Raw genomic sequence first — 14,153 nt, 5'->3', positions numbered from 1 at the left:
ATGTCAGCCAGCCTTCACTCCTGGGGGGAGAGCTTGGAGACCCAGTACTTGTTGAAGACGTGCACCGTGATCTCTTCGCGATCGTGGTAGAGCTGCTTGGCCTGAATGATGAAGCCGCCGTCGATCTCCGCCAGCAGTTCACGCAACACCTGGATGTTGTGCACCGCCTCGGCGTAGCGCTTCTTCATCGGCAGCTTGAGGTTGAACATGGCTTCCTGGCAATCACCCTCGCGAAACCAGTCGGCGATCATGTGGGTCACCCGTGCCGGCTTGTCGACCATGTCACACACCAGCCAGTAGATATTCTTCTTGCTGGGACGCCAGACAAAGCCGTCATCGCGGATGTGCTTGACCTGGCCGGTATCCATCAGGGATTGCGCCATCATGCCGTTGTCCACCGCGGTCACCATCATGTCGCGACGCACCAGCTGATAGGTCCAGCCGCCCGGGCAAGCACCGAGATCCACCGCCTTCATGCCGGAGCGCAGCCGCACGTCCCACTCTTCCCGCGGTACGAACACGTAGAAGGCCTCTTCCAGCTTGAGGCTGGAGCGGCTCGGCGCATCGGCCGGGAAGCGCAGACGCGGGATCCCCATGTGGAAGGCGGAGTTGTTGAAGGAGTAGGAGTAACCCAGCAACACATGGTCGTTGGCCAGGAAGAAGGCGTGGAACACCGGACGGTTCGGAGTCTCCTTCTTGGTCAGGATCTCGTTGCTGCGCAGCGCTTGGCGCAGCGGCACGGTGAATTTGCGGCAGAAGGCGGAGAGCTCCTTCGCCTCGTTGGTGTCGGCCGTCTCCACCCGCAGATCACCGCAGATGGCGTAGTCGCGGGTCGCCTCGATGATCGGGGTGATCCGATCCGCCAGATCCAGCGCCTTGAGCTCGCAGGTCACCACCAGCATCTGGCGGATGAAAATGAGCTCCTTGAACGGCAGCTTGCGCGCCAGCAGATCGGCCTCTTCCTCACCGTAGCATTCGAAGATGATGTAGCCGCTGTCGTCCTTGACCCGGGCAAAGCCATAACACTGCATGTTAGTGGCTCGTTCGGTGATCTCTGCCGCCGCCTCTTTCTCAAAACCGGGGCGGCAATAAAGCAGCAGATTATTCATTCTTTCCTCCAAGACGACAGCCAGCCCACATCAGGGCCGCCCATCCCAACATAAAACAGAGGCCACCGGCCGGGGTGATGAGCCCCAAGCCCTTGCTGCCAAGCAGCACCATGGCGTAAATACTGCCGGAGAATCCCAGGATCCCCAGCACAAAGGCGGAACCAGCCAGGTTGATCACCTTGCTGCGCACACCGCACCACCCCAGCACCAGCAGGGCCAGGGCGTGAAAAAACTGATACTGCACGGCGGTATTGAACGCCGCCAGACGCGAAGGATCGATGCCGGTGGCCGCCAGACCGTGGGCACCATAGGCGCCCAGCATGGTCGCCGTCAGGCCGAAAAAGCCCGCCAGCACCAGCCAATGTCGATGAAATTGCATCCCTTGCCTCCTTGTTGTCCCGCGCCAGCCTCAACCCCGCGCCGGGATGGTCGCAATGAAATCCTTGATCCGTTCGGCCGCCTGGCGCAGGTTGCCCTGCTCGCTCGCACCGCTGCTCTTGCGCGGTTTGAAGCCATGATCACCATCGGTCAGCCAATGGACCGATACGGCGGATGAGAAGGGGAAATCAGCCAGTTCGGCACGGGTGCCGAAGGTATCGCGCTCCCCTTGCAACAGCAGGGTTGGCGTCTTGATCTGCTTGAGCACCTCGCCCCGCCAGCGGTCGGGGTTGGCCGGGGGGTGGAAAGGATACCCGAGAATGAGCAATCCTGCAGCATTCATCTCGTCCTCACTCTCCTGATAGAGTTCGGCCGCCATCCGCCCACCCATGGATTTGCCCGCCAGAAACAGTCTGGGATGGGCAAACTCCTCGATCATCTGGCGCCAGTGGTCGAGCAGGACAGGCTGCCGGTCCGGCGGACGACGCTTGCCATCCAGGGCGCGCTTGCTCATGTAGGGAAAGTTGAAACGCACCACCTCGATGTCGGGCCCGGCCAACAGCCGTGACAGCTCGGCCAGAAAGGCGTGCTCCATGCCCGCCCCGGCGCCGTGGGCCAACAGAATGCGAACGGGGGCATCAACAGCCCCCTCCCGGATCACCTCATGCATCGGCCAGTCGGGCCCGACGACGGGCCTCCTCCTGCTCCACCAGTTCCAGCATCCAGTCGCGAAAGGCGACTATCTTGCCCTGATCGGACTGCTGCTCCTGGCACACCAGATAGAAGGCGTTCTTGCTCACCAGCACCTGCTCGAACGGACAGATGAGGCGACCGGCCTCTATCTCTGGCTGGGCCAGCACGCTGTGACCAAGGGCCACCCCCTGGCCGTGAATGGCGGCCTGGATCACCATGGTGGAGTGGCTGAAGATGGGCCCCTGGTTGACGTTGGGGGCATCGATGTCGAGCTGGCGAAACCAGGCCTTCCAGTCGCGACGCGAGGTGTCGTGCAGCAGGGTGTGGCGGGTCAGATCGTCCGGGGTGCGCAGCGGCTTGGGGCCGGTCAGCAGCAGCGGTGAACAGACCGGGATCAGATACTCGGTGTGCAGCTTGTCGGCCCGCAGGCCGGGCCAGTTGCCGCGTCCGTAGTAGATGGCCACGTCCACGTCGTCGGTGAGCGAGCCCTCGTCCATGTCCACCGCCTTGATCCGCACGTCGATGTCGGGATGACGTTCGCTGAACTTGACCAGCCGCGGCACCAGCCACTGGATGGCGAAGCTCGGCTGCAGAGAAACGGTGAGCGCGCCCTTGGCGCTGCGGGCCAGCAACTTGTCGGTCGCCTCCGAGATGGAGGTGAAGATGTCCTTGATATCGAGGAAGTAGCCCTGCCCCTCCTCGGTCAGCAACAGAGAACGGTTCTTGCGGCGAAACAGCTTGATACCGAGGTACTCTTCCAGCGCCTTGATCTGGTGACTGATGGCGGCCTGGGTCACGAACAGCTCCTCCGCAGCGCGGGTGAAGCTTAAATGACGAGCCGCGGCTTCAAACGCTTTCAGTGCGTTGAGCGGGGGTAAACGACGAGACATGAGACCAGCCGACGATGAGTTTTTCTAATGGGCCGCATTATAATTTGTCGGTTGCGGGTCGACCAGTGAATAAACATAATTCGCTTCGCAATCCGTTGCCATATGGCTCACTTTTTCTCTTCCATGTTGGTTTACATGTGATTTTTGTGAGTCTCTGGAGTGCGATTGTGGTGTTGTGTTTCTTCCTCTGCGGGAAGAGGGGCTTAAATCGGACCGATTTAACCCAGTCTGTCATCTGAATGTGTTTGGCGCCTCCGGTTGGAAGGCGCCTTTTTTCTTATCCCTATACCTTGAACTGCCCCACCAGTTGCTGCTGCTTGTCGGCCAGCGCCGACAGCTCGCGACCATTTTCGGCGGAGCTGGCCGCCTCGGCCCGGATGGTGTGGCTCACATCGCGAATGTTGCTGACGTTGCGATTGATCTCGTCCGCCACCCCGCTCTGCTCCTGCGCCGCCCTGGCGATCTGCTCGTTCATCTGATGAATGGTGCCGACCGCGTGGATGATCTGCTCCAGCACGCTGACCGACAGGTCCACCTTGGTCAACGTCAGATCCGCTTGACCGTGGCCGGTCATGATCGCCTTCACCACCGCCTCGGTGCCGGATTGCAGCTGGCCGATGAGGGTCTGGATCTCGACGATGGCGTTCTGGGTGCGGCCCGCCAGATTGCGCACCTCGTCCGCCACCACCGCAAAACCACGGCCCTGCTCGCCGGCCCGCGCCGCCTCGATGGCGGCGTTGAGCGCCAGCAGGTTGGTCTGCTCGGCGATCCCCTGGATCACCACCAGGATGTCGTTGATGTTCTCGCTGTTGGCTGACAGGTGCTCCACCACCGGCTTGGCATCGCTGATCACCGCCATCAGCTTGCGCATCGCCTCCTGGGTGTCGGCCACCACGTACTTGCCCTCCTGCGCCGCCGTGTCGGCCTCGTTGGCAGCGGCCACCGCCGAGTTGGCGTTGCTGGCCACCTGCAGGGCGGTAGCGCTCAACTCCTCGAACGCGGTCGCCACCAGGTCCACCTCCTGATACTGAGCCTGCATGCCGGCACTAGTGCGCTCGGCGACGCTGGCCGCCTGCTCCGCGCTGGCCCGGGTGCCGGCAACGGTATCTATGACCTGGCTGATGGTACTCTGCAGCTTGTTCAAGAAGCTGTTGAACCACTTGGCCAGCTCGCCAATCTCGTCGTCACGGCGCAGCTCGATGCGCTGGGTGAGATCCCCCTCGCCGCTGGCAATGTCCTTGAGACGGGCCACCACGGCGCGGATGGGGGCCACTATCTGATGGGCCATCAGCCAGATGCAGATCAGCGCCACCGCCGAGATGAGGCCACCGATGAGCAGCTGGGTCATCACGCTGCGGCTGGCCTGGCCGGAGAGATCCTCCTGCAGTTGAAGGGCTGAGGCGAGCACCACGCTGCGCGGCAGCTCGATGTAGATGCCCCATTTCTGTTCCGTACCGCGCATCTTGACCGGTACGAAGGTCTGCAGCAGGTTGCCGTCCGGACTCCAGCGACTGGCCACCTGCCCCTGGCCCAGCCAGCCCTGCAAGGCGGCCGTCAGGGTCTGATACTGCTGACCGAGCGGACTGCCCAGGGTGACGTCGAAGCCATCCACCCCGGCAACACGGCCCTGGCTGCTCACCAGCAGCACCTTGCCCTGCCCCTCATAGAGCTCCTGATCCATCTCCTTGACCAGACTCTGCAGCGCGGTCAGCGAGATATCGACCCCGACCATGCCGAGCAGCTTGTCTTGCTCCAGCAGAGGCACGGTCACCGAGGTCATCAATACCTTTTGCGACCCCACATCGTCCAGATAAGGCTCCAGCAGACAGAGGGCCTTGCTGCGAATGCTGCAGCGATACCACTCGTTCTCCACCCCGCCGGCCGCGGTCGGGCTCTCGTCCGCCAGCACGGATTCGTCCTGCACCTCGGGTTCAATCTTGCCGTCGACCCGCGCCCAGTAGGTGGAGAAACGCCCCTGATCGTTGGAGCCCAGCGCGCTGGAGCCGTGGTAGTTGCTGTCTTCGCCGTCGAGCTGGTCCGGCTCGAACACCGCATAGACGCCGAGCAGGTGATCGGAGGAGGCTGCCGCGTCATGCAGTTGCTGGTTGACGGCGGTACGCAGTGATTCGGAGGAGCCGAAATTGTCGGCCGCGTTCTTGCGCTGGAACAGGATCCCCTGGCCCAGCAGGGTCGCCCGGAAGTAAGCTTCGTCCAGATAACTGGTCACCTTGGCCGCCTGCTCCGAGCCCATCGCCTTCATCCAGTTTTCGGCCGCACTCTGGGCTTCCGCCGTGGTAGAAGTCAGCACCTGATCCTGCATGTTGGCAGCACTGAAGAGAGAAGAGGCCACCAGGGCACCGGCACTGGCCAACAAACAACAACCGGCGATCAGGGTGATCCGCCCCTGAACAGAAAGAGAACTCATGCCACCATTTCCTAGCTTCATACTGATGTGATCAGTGTATCGGTTTTAGAAACAAAAACTTAACCTTATCACGCTAAATCCAGGGCAAGTTGGTTCACTTCGCCGGCCGCCGGCAGGCCGACTACCAATCCCAGTAGCCGAATGGGTTTGCCCTGTGCCCGCAGCAAACCTTCGTGCAACAGATCGTGAAACCGTTCCGGTTGGTAACCCCCGCGCCGATAGACGGTGGTCTGCTGAAAATCGGCAAACTTGAGCTTGATCCCCTGCCCCATCAACTGCTCCTTGCCGTGGCTGGCCGAGAATCGCTGCTCCAGCTCGGGAATGAGCCGGCTCAGCACCTGCCAGCAGGCGGCCTCATCCAGCACGTCGCTGGCCAGGGTTGTCTCCACCCCTATGGTCTTGCGCACCCGCTGAGCCTGTACCGGCTGCTCGTCGTGGCCCCAGATCCGCCCGGCCAGCATCTCCCCGAGCTTGCCGAACCGGGCGATCAGCTCCTCATTGCCGAGCTGACGGGCATCTTCGCAGGAGTAAAGGCCGAGCGACTCCAGCCGATCCGCGGTCTTGCGACCGATGCCGGGCAGCTTGCCGAGGGGGAGCTGGCGCACGAACTCATCCACCTCCTGCGGCCGTATCACGAACAGGCCGTCCGGCTTGCGCTGCTCGGAGGCGAGCTTGGCCAGAAACTTGTTCGGCGCCACCCCGGCCGAGGCGGTCAGCCCCAGCTCGGCGTTGATCGCGGCACGGATCTCGCGGGCCATCAGGGTGGCACTGCCGTCACAGCAGGGGCTCATCGTCACGTCGAGATAGGCCTCATCGAGGGAGAGCGGCTCCACCTGCTCGGTGTAGCGCAGAAAGATGGCCCGCAGCTGGCGGGAGACCTCCTTGTAGACCGCCATCCGGCCGGGAATGAGCACCAGCGGCGGGCAGAGCTTGCGTGCCAGGGCGCTCGGCATGGCGGAGCGCACCCCGAAGCGACGCGCCACATAGTTGCAGGTCGAAATGACACCGCGCCTGTCCGCCGAGCCACCGATGGCCAGCGGTACCTCGCGCAGGGCCGGGTTGTCCCGCATCTCTACCGCGGCATAGAAGCAGTCCATGTCGATGTGAATGATCTTGCGCATACCACTGTACGAATAAACAGGTAACCTGCCTATGCTAACCCAGTGTTGTCATTTCTGCCATCGGCATGAAATGACGGGCCGACATAGACTCTTAAGGCACCATTTATAATCCATCGCACAAGGAGAATGAGATGAAGGGAGTCTGGCCGGGGTTGGCTCTGGGGCTCTGCCTGCTGCTGCCGCAGCAGAGCAATGGCAAGGACAATCCGACCGCCGAGTGCAGCTGGTTGCACGAGCGCATCAAGGCGCTGGAGAAGGCCATCAAACAGGGGGACGAGCTAGGTACACAGGAGGAGCTGGCACGCTGGCGGGCCGAATTCAACAAGAAGGAGTGCCAGCGCTACGACTACTGAGCGCTCGCCATAAAAAAAAAGGGCTGACCCCAGGGTCAGCCCGTTTTGCGTTCGACATGGGTGCGAGAGCCCCTGCCCGCTCAGATGATCCGGTTCTCGGCCAGCATCTTGCGACGGGCCTCTTCCTTGGCCATCTTCTTCTTGCGGTTGTCGCAGGGTTCCGGGCAATCACACTCTTTTTCGATACCTATGCTGCCAAGTCCGCCACAGGAGCCGGAGATGGTCTTCTTCTGGAAGATGTAGCCGATGGCCATGGCCACCACTACCACCAGAAACACCCCGAAGGTGATCAAAAAAATCTGCATGTTACCGCCCTTTATTTTCTAACCAGATACTGTTTGAAGGCATCGGAGTAAGACTCCTCGAAACCCTCATCCGTCTTGGTGATCACGAAAATGGCCAGCCCCCGCTCCTTGGCGTAGGCCAGGCTCTTCTCGGGTCCGAGCACCATGAACACGGTCGCCAGCCCGTCTGCAGTCATGCAGGAGGGGTGGATCACGGTCACCGACACCATCCGGTGCTGGATAGGCTTGCCGGTCATGGGATCAATGGTATGGGAGAAGCGCTTGCCGTCCAGCTCGTAATAGTTGCGGTACTCGCCCGAGGTCGCCACCCCGTTGTCGCCCGCCACTATCACCTCCTGCACCGAGCCGGCGTTGGCAGTCGGTTTCTCGATGGCGACGCGCCAGGGGTGACCCTTGCCGTTGACGCCATTGATCCGCAATTCGCCGCCGATCTCAACCAGATAGTTGCGCGAACCCAGGGACTCCAGATACTCGGCCACCTTGTCGACGCCAAAGCCCTTGGCAATGGCGGAGAGATCCACGTAGAGATCCGGGATGTCCTTTTGCAGGGTATCGGCATCGACGGAGGTGATCACGTGCAGATTGCCGAGCCCGGTCTTCTGGCGGGTCTGGGTGATCAGCTCGTCAGACGGCGTCTTGGTCGGGCGCGCGTCGGGCCCGAAGCCCCACAGATTGACCAAGGGGCCGACGGTGACGTCCAGCGCCCCGCGGCTCTCACGGCCAATGTGAATGGCCTCGGTCACCACCCGCGCGGTATCGCGGGAGACCACCACGGGCGTCGAGCTGCGGTGCTGGTTGAAGCGCGACAGCTCGGAGTCCGGCCGGTAGGTCGACATCTGATCGTTCACCCGCTCCAGCAGCACATCGACTTCGGCCTGGAACTTGGCGGGATCGGTGATAACGTTGTCCGCCACCTTGATGGAGTAGTAGGTACCCATGGTGCTGCCGGTGATGTGGATCTCCGGCTTCGATTGGACCGTTTGTTCCTGACCGCACCCAGTCAAGAAAAAGGCTAGCCCGAAGGCTAGCCAGGTCTTTACAACACTGTGCATTGATTAACCACCAAAGTCATCCAGCAGGATGTTCTCGTCTTCAACGCCGAGGTTTTTCAGCATGTTGATGACGGCAGCGTTCATCACGGGAGGACCGCACATGTAGAACTCGCAATCTTCCGGCGCCTCGTGGTTCTTGAGATAGTTCTCGAACAGCACGTTGTGGATGAAGCCGGTGTAGCCGTCCCAGTTGTCTTCCGGTTGCGGATCGGACAGGGCGACGTGCCACTGGAAGTTGTCGTTCTCGGCCTGCAGCATGTCGAAGTCTTCGACATAGAACATCTCGCGCTTGGAACGGGCACCGTACCAGAAGCTCATCTTGCGCTTGGTCTTCAGGCGGCGCAGCTGATCGAAGATGTGGGAACGCATCGGCGCCATACCGGCACCACCACCGATGAACACCATTTCCGCGTCGGTGTCCTTGGCGAAGAACTCGCCGAACGGACCGGAGATGGTCACCTTGTCGCCCGCCTTCAGGCTGAAGATGTAGGAGGACATCTGGCCGGGAGGGGCAGTCCAGTTGCTGGGCGGCGGGGTCGCGATCCGCACGTTCAGCATGATGATGCCGAACTCTTCCGGATAGTTGGCCATGGAGTAGGCACGAATGATCGGCTCGTTGACCTTGGACTCCAGCTCGAAGATCTTGAAGCGATCCCAGTCACCGCGATATTCGGTAGGAATATCGAAGTTCTTGTACTGCACGTGGTGGGCAGGCGCTTCGATCTGGATATAACCACCGGCGCGGAACGGCACGCTCTCGCCATCGGGGATCTGCAGCTTGAGCTCCTTGATGAAGGTGGCCTTGTTGTCATTGGAGATGACGGTACATTCCCACTTCTTCACGCCGAAGATCTCTTCCGGCAGCTCGATGTCCATGTCGGAACGGACGGTGACCTGACAGGCCAGACGCTCGCCATGACGGGCTTCGCCCTTGCTGATGTGATCGAGCTCGGTCGGCAGGATGTCGCCGCCCCCGGATTTCACCCGTACCTTGCACTGACCACAGGAGCCACCGCCGCCGCAGGCAGAGGAGACGAAGATACCGCTGCCGGCCAGCACGCCGAGCAGCTTGCCACCCGCCGGGCTGGTCACAGCCTTGGCCGGGTCGCCGTTGATGCTGATTGTCACGTCACCGGCGGTCACCAGCTTGGACTTGGCGAACAGAATGACTGCCACCAAGGCCAGCAGGATCACGGTGAACATGACCACACCCAGAATAATTTCCATCTATATTTCCTTTCCGATTACAGGGAAATACCAGAGAAGGACATGAAGCCCAGCGCCATCAGACCCGCGGTGATGAAGGTGATGCCGAGACCGCGCAGGCCTTCCGGAACATCGGAGTACTTCATCTTCTCGCGGATCCCCGCCATCGCCACGATGGCAAGCATCCAGCCGGCTCCAGAACCCACGCCATACACCACGGACTCAACGAAGTTGTAGTCACGCTGCACCATGAAAGAGACGCCACCGAAGATGGCGCAGTTCACTGTGATGAGTGGCAGGAAGATACCGAGCGCGTTGTAGAGGGCCGGGAAGTACTTGTCCAGCGCCATCTCCAGGATCTGCACCAGGGCCGCGATCACCCCGATGAAGGTGATGAAGCTCAGGAAGCTGAGATCCAGACCGGACACCAGGGCACCGTCTTTGAGCACGTAGTTGTAGATCAGGTTGTTGGCCGGCACGGCCACGGTCTGAACCACGATAACGGCGACACCTAGGCCCATGGCGGTCTTGACCTTCTTGGACACCGCCAGGAAGGTACACATCCCCAGGAAGAAGGAGAGCGCCAGGTTCTCGATGAAGATCGAGCGAATCAACAGACTGATATAGTGTTCCATACCTTAATCCTTCGCCTCCACCTGCTTGGGATCCTTGGTGCGTACGCCCCAGATGATCAGACCAATGATGAAGAACGCACTCGGCGGCAGCAGCAGCAGGCCGTTCGGCACATACCAGCCACCATTGTTCACCAGCGGCAGCAGTTCGATGCCGAACCAGGTGCCGGAGCCCAGGATTTCACGCACGGTGGCCACGGTCAGCAGCACGGCGCCATAACCCAGACCGTTGCCGATACCGTCCAGGAAGGAGGGCAGCGGGGCACTCTTCATGGCGTAGGCTTCGGCACGGCCCATCACGATACAGTTGGTGATGATGAGGCCGACGAACACCGACAGTTGCTTGGAGATGTCGTAGGCATACGCCTTGAGCACCTGGTCAACCACGATAACCAGCGAGGCAATCACCGCCATCTGGGCGATGATCCGCACGCTGTTCGGGATCTGGTTGCGGATCAGGGAGATGAACAGGTTGGAGAAGGCGGTGACCGCGGTAACGGCCAGCGTCATCACGAACGCAGTCTTCATCTGGCTGGTAACGGCCAGCGCGGAACAGACACCCAGCACCTGCAGTGCGATGGGGTTGTTGCCGAGCACAGGCGTCAACAGCAACTTTTTCATTTCGCTCTTGTCAGCCATTGTTGATTTCTCCTGCACGAACCTTGGCCAGGAAAGGACCGAAACCCTTGGGACCCATCCAGAAGTCGAAGGTATGCTGTACGCCGTTACCGGTCAGGGTCGCGCCGGACAGACCGTCGATCTCATGCTCGGAACCAGCCGGAGCATGACCCTTGATCACCCGCAGCGCAGGCTGACCGTTCTGGTCGAACAGCTTCTTGCCGACGAACAGCTCGCGCCAGGCCGGGTTCTCGACTTCGCCACCCAGACCCGGGGTTTCACCGTGGTCGTAGTAGGTGATGCCCTTGATGGTCTGGCCATCGGCCGCGACCGCTACGAACGCATACATGGTAGACCACAGACCTTGGCCGTAGATCGGCAGGATGATGTTGTCGACCTTGCCTTCGGCATCTTTGGCGAAGAACACCGGGACCAGCTTGGAGATCTGACGCAGACCGGCCTTGTCGTCGGCCGGAGCCAGGCGAATGTTCTGGGCAGGATCCTTGGCGGCGACCTTGGTGTCGAAGTTGTCGGCATCGCCGTCAACGAATTCACCGGTGGCCAGATCCACCAGACGCGCTTCAATCTTGTCGCCATACAGCTTGGCCAGGTCACGCTTGGCCACGGCGCTGATGTCGACGCCGGCGACGGACAGGATGTTGCTTTGCTTGTCCAGCGCCTTGTTTTCCAGCTGGGCCGGACGCAGACCCACGGCGGCCACGGAGACCACGATGGAGCAGACCAGACACAGACCGGTCACTACGGCGAGAGTGCCGGTAGTAGAGTCTTTATTAAACGCCACGAGCGATCCTCCGCTTGATGTTCGCCTGTGCCACGAAATGGTCAAACAAGGGGGCAAACAGGTTGGCAAACAGAATGGCCAGCATCATGCCTTCCGGGAAGGCGGGGTTCACGACCCGGATCAGCACCACCATCACGCCGATCAGGGCGCCGTACCACCACTTGCCCTTGTTGGTGAAGGCAGCGGAGACGGGGTCGGTCGCCATGAAGGCCATACCGAAGGCGAAACCACCCAGCACCAGGTGCCAGTGCCACGGCATGTTGAACATGGGGTTGGTGTCGGAACCGATGACGTTGAACAGCAGGGAGGTCGCTACCATGCCGATCATCACGCCGGCGATGATGCGCCAGGAGGCGATGCGCATGTAGACGATCATGGCCGCACCCAACAGGATCATCAGGGTGGAGACTTCACCGATGGAACCGGGCAGGTTGCCAAGGAAAGCGTCCATCCAGCTGATGCTCTGGCCGGTGGCACCGTTGATCAGCGCCATCTGGCCGCCCTGGGCCCACTGGCTCAGCGCGGTTGCGCCCGAGTAGCCATCGACGGCAACCCAGACCGCATCACCGGAGATTTGACCCGGGTAGGCGAAGAACAGGAAGGCACGACCCGCCAGCGCCGGGTTCAGGAAGTTCTTGCCGGTACCACCGAACACTTCCTTGGCCAGCACCACGCCGAAGGTGATACCCAGGGCAGCTTGCCACAGGGGCAGCTCGGGCGGCACGATCAGCGCGAACAGGATGGAGGTCACGAAGAAGCCTTCGTTGATCTCGTGCTTGCGCACCATGGCGAACAGCACTTCCCAGAAACCACCGACGATGAAGACGGTGATGTAGATCGGGAAGAAGTGGGCCGCACCGATCAGCATCTTGCTGCCGACGCCGGCCACCGCCGGATCCAGGGAGGCACCCAACAGGGTAGCCAGGGCATATTGCCAGCTGCCGGCACCGGCGGCCGTACCCAGATGGGCAATCGCGGCGATGGACTGGTTGCCGACGTTGTACATGCCCCAGAACATGGCCGGGAACACGGCCAGCCACACCATGATCATCATCCGCTTCAGATCGATCGCATCACGGACGTGGGCGGCATTGCGGGTCACGGAACCCGGGGTATAAAACAGGGTGTACGCCGCTTCGAACAGGGCATAGTACTTGGCGTACTTGCCACCCGGCTCGAAGTGATGTTCCATATTTTCAAGAAGTTGCTTGAAACTCATCGCTTAACCTTCCAGTTCAATCTTGGTCAGGCACTCACGCAAGATCGGGCCGTACTCGGTCTTGCCGGGGCAGACGAAGGTACAGAGCGCCAGATCTTCCTCATCCAGCTCCAGGCAGCCGAGCGCTTGCGCATTGTCGGTATCGCCGGAGACCAGATCCCGCAGTAGCAGGGTCGGCAGGATGTCGAGCGGCATCACGCGCTCATAGTTGCCGATAGGCACCATGGAGCGGTCACTACCGTTGGTGGTGGTAGTGAAGTTGATGAGCTTGCCCTTCACCAGGTGAGAGAGGGTGGTACGGGTGATGGAGAACTTGCTGGCGCTGGGATTGACCCAACCCAGGAACTCTTTCTCGCGACCTTCACCCAGTACGCTGACCTGATTGTGGTAGCGACCCAGGTAGTCATGGACCCCTTCAGCCTTGGCACCGCTCAGCAGGGAACCGGAAATGACGCGATTCTCGTCCGCACGCAGCTCGTTGTTGGTGAGCTGGCTGATGCAGGCACCCATGCGAGTACGCAGCAGACGCGGCTTGATGACGTTCGGGCCGGCCAAGGCGATCACCTTGTCAGTATGGATCTGACCGGTGGTGAACAGCTTGCCGTAGGCGATCACGTCCTGATAGTTGATGTGCCACTGCACTTTCTTGGCACCGACGGGGTCCAGGAAGTGGATGTGGGTACCGGGCAGGCCGGCAGGGTGCGGACCGACGAACACCTCTTCCTTGACTTGCGCCAGGGAAGCGTGCGGCAGGCTGCCTTCGCCCTTGCAGACATAGACGGAACCATCGGTCAGGCGGGTCAGCACGGCCAGACCGTCGAGGAACGCCTGGGACTGTTCCTTGATGATCAGCTCCGCATCGGCGGCCAGCGGGTTGGTGTCCATGGCGGTGACGAAGATGGCACGCGGGGTGGAACCCACGGCTGGCACCTTGCTGAACGGGCGGGTACGCAACGCAGTCCATTGGCCGGACGCGACCAGGATCTCCTGCACCTTGCTGCGTTCGAGCTTAGGCAGCTCGGCACAGGCAAAGTGCTCGAAGGTCACCTGCTCGTCGGACCCATCGATATCGATGACAACGGATTGCAGAATGCGCTTGGCACCACGGTTGATCTCTGAAACCACACCGGTGGCGGGGGCCGTGAATTTAACGCCGGGATTCTTCTTATCTTCGAAGAGCTCCTGACCTTTAATGACGCGATCACCTACTTTGACAAACATAGTAGGACGCATCCCCACGAACTCTTCGCCGAGTGTAGCAACACGGGTGATGGCCGGGCCATCGTAGATTACTTGCTCCGGAGCACCCAGCACGGGGATGTCCAGTCCTCTTTTAATTGTAATCATACT

At 60.9% G+C, this 14,153-nt stretch carries 15 protein-coding genes; 1 reads left to right on the top strand and 14 read right to left on the bottom strand.

The genetic code is table 11. The features are described 5' to 3' along the window. Positions 1-14: 14 nt before the first annotated feature. The 6 genes from rlmM to dinB all read right to left on the bottom strand — a co-directional run bounded on the left by rlmM (position 15) and on the right by dinB (position 6,616). Positions 15-1,109, bottom strand: coding sequence for a 23S rRNA (cytidine(2498)-2'-O)-methyltransferase RlmM (gene rlmM / locus PG897_RS06245; protein ID WP_043171109.1), 1,095 nt, complete (start codon positions 1,107-1,109; stop codon positions 15-17). Continuing rightward, complete coding sequence (locus PG897_RS06240; protein ID WP_043171107.1) at positions 1,102-1,488, bottom strand: DUF423 domain-containing protein; 387 nt, start codon at positions 1,486-1,488, stop codon at positions 1,102-1,104. Before PG897_RS06240 ends, rlmM begins: the two co-directional genes overlap by 8 nt. A 30-nt stretch (positions 1,489-1,518) precedes the next feature. Further along, the gene (locus PG897_RS06235) at positions 1,519-2,157 is read right to left on the bottom strand and encodes an alpha/beta fold hydrolase (protein WP_201889584.1); all 639 of its coding nucleotides are present in this window, start codon (positions 2,155-2,157) and stop codon (positions 1,519-1,521) included. Further along, positions 2,150-3,070 carry a transcriptional regulator GcvA gene (locus PG897_RS06230; RefSeq protein WP_005303519.1) on the bottom strand — a complete coding sequence of 307 codons (921 nt, stop codon included), beginning with the start codon at positions 3,068-3,070 and terminating at the stop codon, positions 2,150-2,152. The genes PG897_RS06235 and PG897_RS06230 overlap by 8 nt, the downstream gene beginning before the upstream one ends. Before the next feature lie 283 nt (positions 3,071-3,353). After that, positions 3,354-5,495 carry a methyl-accepting chemotaxis protein gene (locus PG897_RS06225; RefSeq protein WP_126882376.1) on the bottom strand — a complete coding sequence of 714 codons (2,142 nt, stop codon included), beginning with the start codon at positions 5,493-5,495 and terminating at the stop codon, positions 3,354-3,356. A 68-nt stretch (positions 5,496-5,563) separates the two neighbouring features. After that, the gene (dinB, locus tag PG897_RS06220) at positions 5,564-6,616 is read right to left on the bottom strand and encodes a DNA polymerase IV (RefSeq protein ID WP_201889585.1); all 1,053 of its coding nucleotides are present in this window, start codon (positions 6,614-6,616) and stop codon (positions 5,564-5,566) included. A 131-nt stretch (positions 6,617-6,747) separates the two neighbouring features. Here dinB and PG897_RS06215 point away from each other — a divergent pair, with 131 nt between their 5' ends. Next, a complete protein-coding gene (locus PG897_RS06215; RefSeq protein ID WP_201885086.1) occupies positions 6,748-6,969 on the top strand; it encodes a hypothetical protein in 222 nt (73 codons plus the stop codon). Between the two features lie 80 nt (positions 6,970-7,049). Here the strand turns inward: PG897_RS06215 and nqrM are convergent, their stop codons facing one another. Genes nqrM through PG897_RS06175 form a run of 8 tightly spaced genes read right to left on the bottom strand, consistent with a single transcriptional unit; the run spans position 7,050 to position 14,150 of the window. Further along, positions 7,050-7,274, bottom strand: a complete 225-nt coding sequence (gene nqrM / locus PG897_RS06210) for a (Na+)-NQR maturation NqrM (protein WP_005303529.1) — start codon at positions 7,272-7,274, stop codon at positions 7,050-7,052. Positions 7,275-7,285: 11 nt separating this feature from the next. Further along, positions 7,286-8,326 (bottom strand): FAD:protein FMN transferase ApbE, encoded by a 1,041-nt coding sequence (locus PG897_RS06205; RefSeq protein WP_005303533.1) that lies wholly within the window; start codon positions 8,324-8,326, stop codon positions 7,286-7,288. Positions 8,327-8,329: 3 nt separating this feature from the next. Next, positions 8,330-9,553: an NADH:ubiquinone reductase (Na(+)-transporting) subunit F gene (nqrF, locus tag PG897_RS06200; RefSeq protein WP_005303535.1), complete on the bottom strand. Its 1,224-nt coding sequence runs from the start codon at positions 9,551-9,553 to the stop codon at positions 8,330-8,332. A gap of 17 nt (positions 9,554-9,570) precedes the next feature. Further along, positions 9,571-10,167: an NADH:ubiquinone reductase (Na(+)-transporting) subunit E gene (nqrE, locus tag PG897_RS06195; protein ID WP_017764094.1), complete on the bottom strand. Its 597-nt coding sequence runs from the start codon at positions 10,165-10,167 to the stop codon at positions 9,571-9,573. Between the two features lie 3 nt (positions 10,168-10,170). Then, positions 10,171-10,803: an NADH:ubiquinone reductase (Na(+)-transporting) subunit D gene (locus tag PG897_RS06190; RefSeq protein ID WP_005303545.1), complete on the bottom strand. Its 633-nt coding sequence runs from the start codon at positions 10,801-10,803 to the stop codon at positions 10,171-10,173. After that, a complete protein-coding gene (locus PG897_RS06185; RefSeq protein WP_005303548.1) occupies positions 10,796-11,584 on the bottom strand; it encodes a Na(+)-translocating NADH-quinone reductase subunit C in 789 nt (262 codons plus the stop codon). Before PG897_RS06185 ends, PG897_RS06190 begins: the two co-directional genes overlap by 8 nt. Further along, positions 11,574-12,803, bottom strand: coding sequence for an NADH:ubiquinone reductase (Na(+)-transporting) subunit B (locus tag PG897_RS06180; protein WP_005303550.1), 1,230 nt, complete (start codon positions 12,801-12,803; stop codon positions 11,574-11,576). The genes PG897_RS06185 and PG897_RS06180 overlap by 11 nt, the downstream gene beginning before the upstream one ends. A 3-nt stretch (positions 12,804-12,806) precedes the next feature. Further along, positions 12,807-14,150 (bottom strand): Na(+)-translocating NADH-quinone reductase subunit A, encoded by a 1,344-nt coding sequence (locus tag PG897_RS06175; RefSeq protein ID WP_005303554.1) that lies wholly within the window; start codon positions 14,148-14,150, stop codon positions 12,807-12,809. Positions 14,151-14,153: the final 3 nt, after the last annotated feature.

The organism is Aeromonas sp. QDB20, from assembly GCF_027707805.1.
Taxonomy (GTDB): Bacteria; Pseudomonadota; Gammaproteobacteria; order Enterobacterales; family Aeromonadaceae; genus Aeromonas; species Aeromonas dhakensis.
This window is presented reverse-complemented; position numbering and strand designations above follow the sequence as displayed.

Excerpts from the sequence above, each read along its gene's own strand:
- PG897_RS06240 (WP_043171107.1), bottom strand. The coding sequence starts at position 1,488 with ATGCAATTTCATCGACATTGGCTGGTGCTGGCGGGCTTTTTCGGCCTG.
- PG897_RS06230 (WP_005303519.1), bottom strand. The coding sequence starts at position 3,070 with ATGTCTCGTCGTTTACCCCCGCTCAACGCACTGAAAGCGTTTGAAGCC.
- PG897_RS06215 (WP_201885086.1), top strand. The coding sequence starts at position 6,748 with ATGAAGGGAGTCTGGCCGGGGTTGGCTCTGGGGCTCTGCCTGCTGCTG.
- nqrM (WP_005303529.1), bottom strand. The coding sequence starts at position 7,274 with ATGCAGATTTTTTTGATCACCTTCGGGGTGTTTCTGGTGGTAGTGGTG.
- rlmM (WP_043171109.1), bottom strand. The coding sequence starts at position 1,109 with ATGAATAATCTGCTGCTTTATTGCCGCCCCGGTTTTGAGAAAGAGGCG.
- dinB (WP_201889585.1), bottom strand. The coding sequence starts at position 6,616 with ATGCGCAAGATCATTCACATCGACATGGACTGCTTCTATGCCGCGGTA.
- PG897_RS06205 (WP_005303533.1), bottom strand. The coding sequence starts at position 8,326 with ATGCACAGTGTTGTAAAGACCTGGCTAGCCTTCGGGCTAGCCTTTTTC.
- PG897_RS06225 (WP_126882376.1), bottom strand. The coding sequence starts at position 5,495 with ATGAGTTCTCTTTCTGTTCAGGGGCGGATCACCCTGATCGCCGGTTGT.
- PG897_RS06190 (WP_005303545.1), bottom strand. The coding sequence starts at position 10,803 with ATGGCTGACAAGAGCGAAATGAAAAAGTTGCTGTTGACGCCTGTGCTC.
- PG897_RS06175 (WP_005303554.1), bottom strand. The coding sequence starts at position 14,150 with ATGATTACAATTAAAAGAGGACTGGACATCCCCGTGCTGGGTGCTCCG.
- nqrE (WP_017764094.1), bottom strand. The coding sequence starts at position 10,167 with ATGGAACACTATATCAGTCTGTTGATTCGCTCGATCTTCATCGAGAAC.
- nqrF (WP_005303535.1), bottom strand. The coding sequence starts at position 9,553 with ATGGAAATTATTCTGGGTGTGGTCATGTTCACCGTGATCCTGCTGGCC.
- PG897_RS06235 (WP_201889584.1), bottom strand. The coding sequence starts at position 2,157 with ATGCATGAGGTGATCCGGGAGGGGGCTGTTGATGCCCCCGTTCGCATT.
- PG897_RS06180 (WP_005303550.1), bottom strand. The coding sequence starts at position 12,803 with ATGAGTTTCAAGCAACTTCTTGAAAATATGGAACATCACTTCGAGCCG.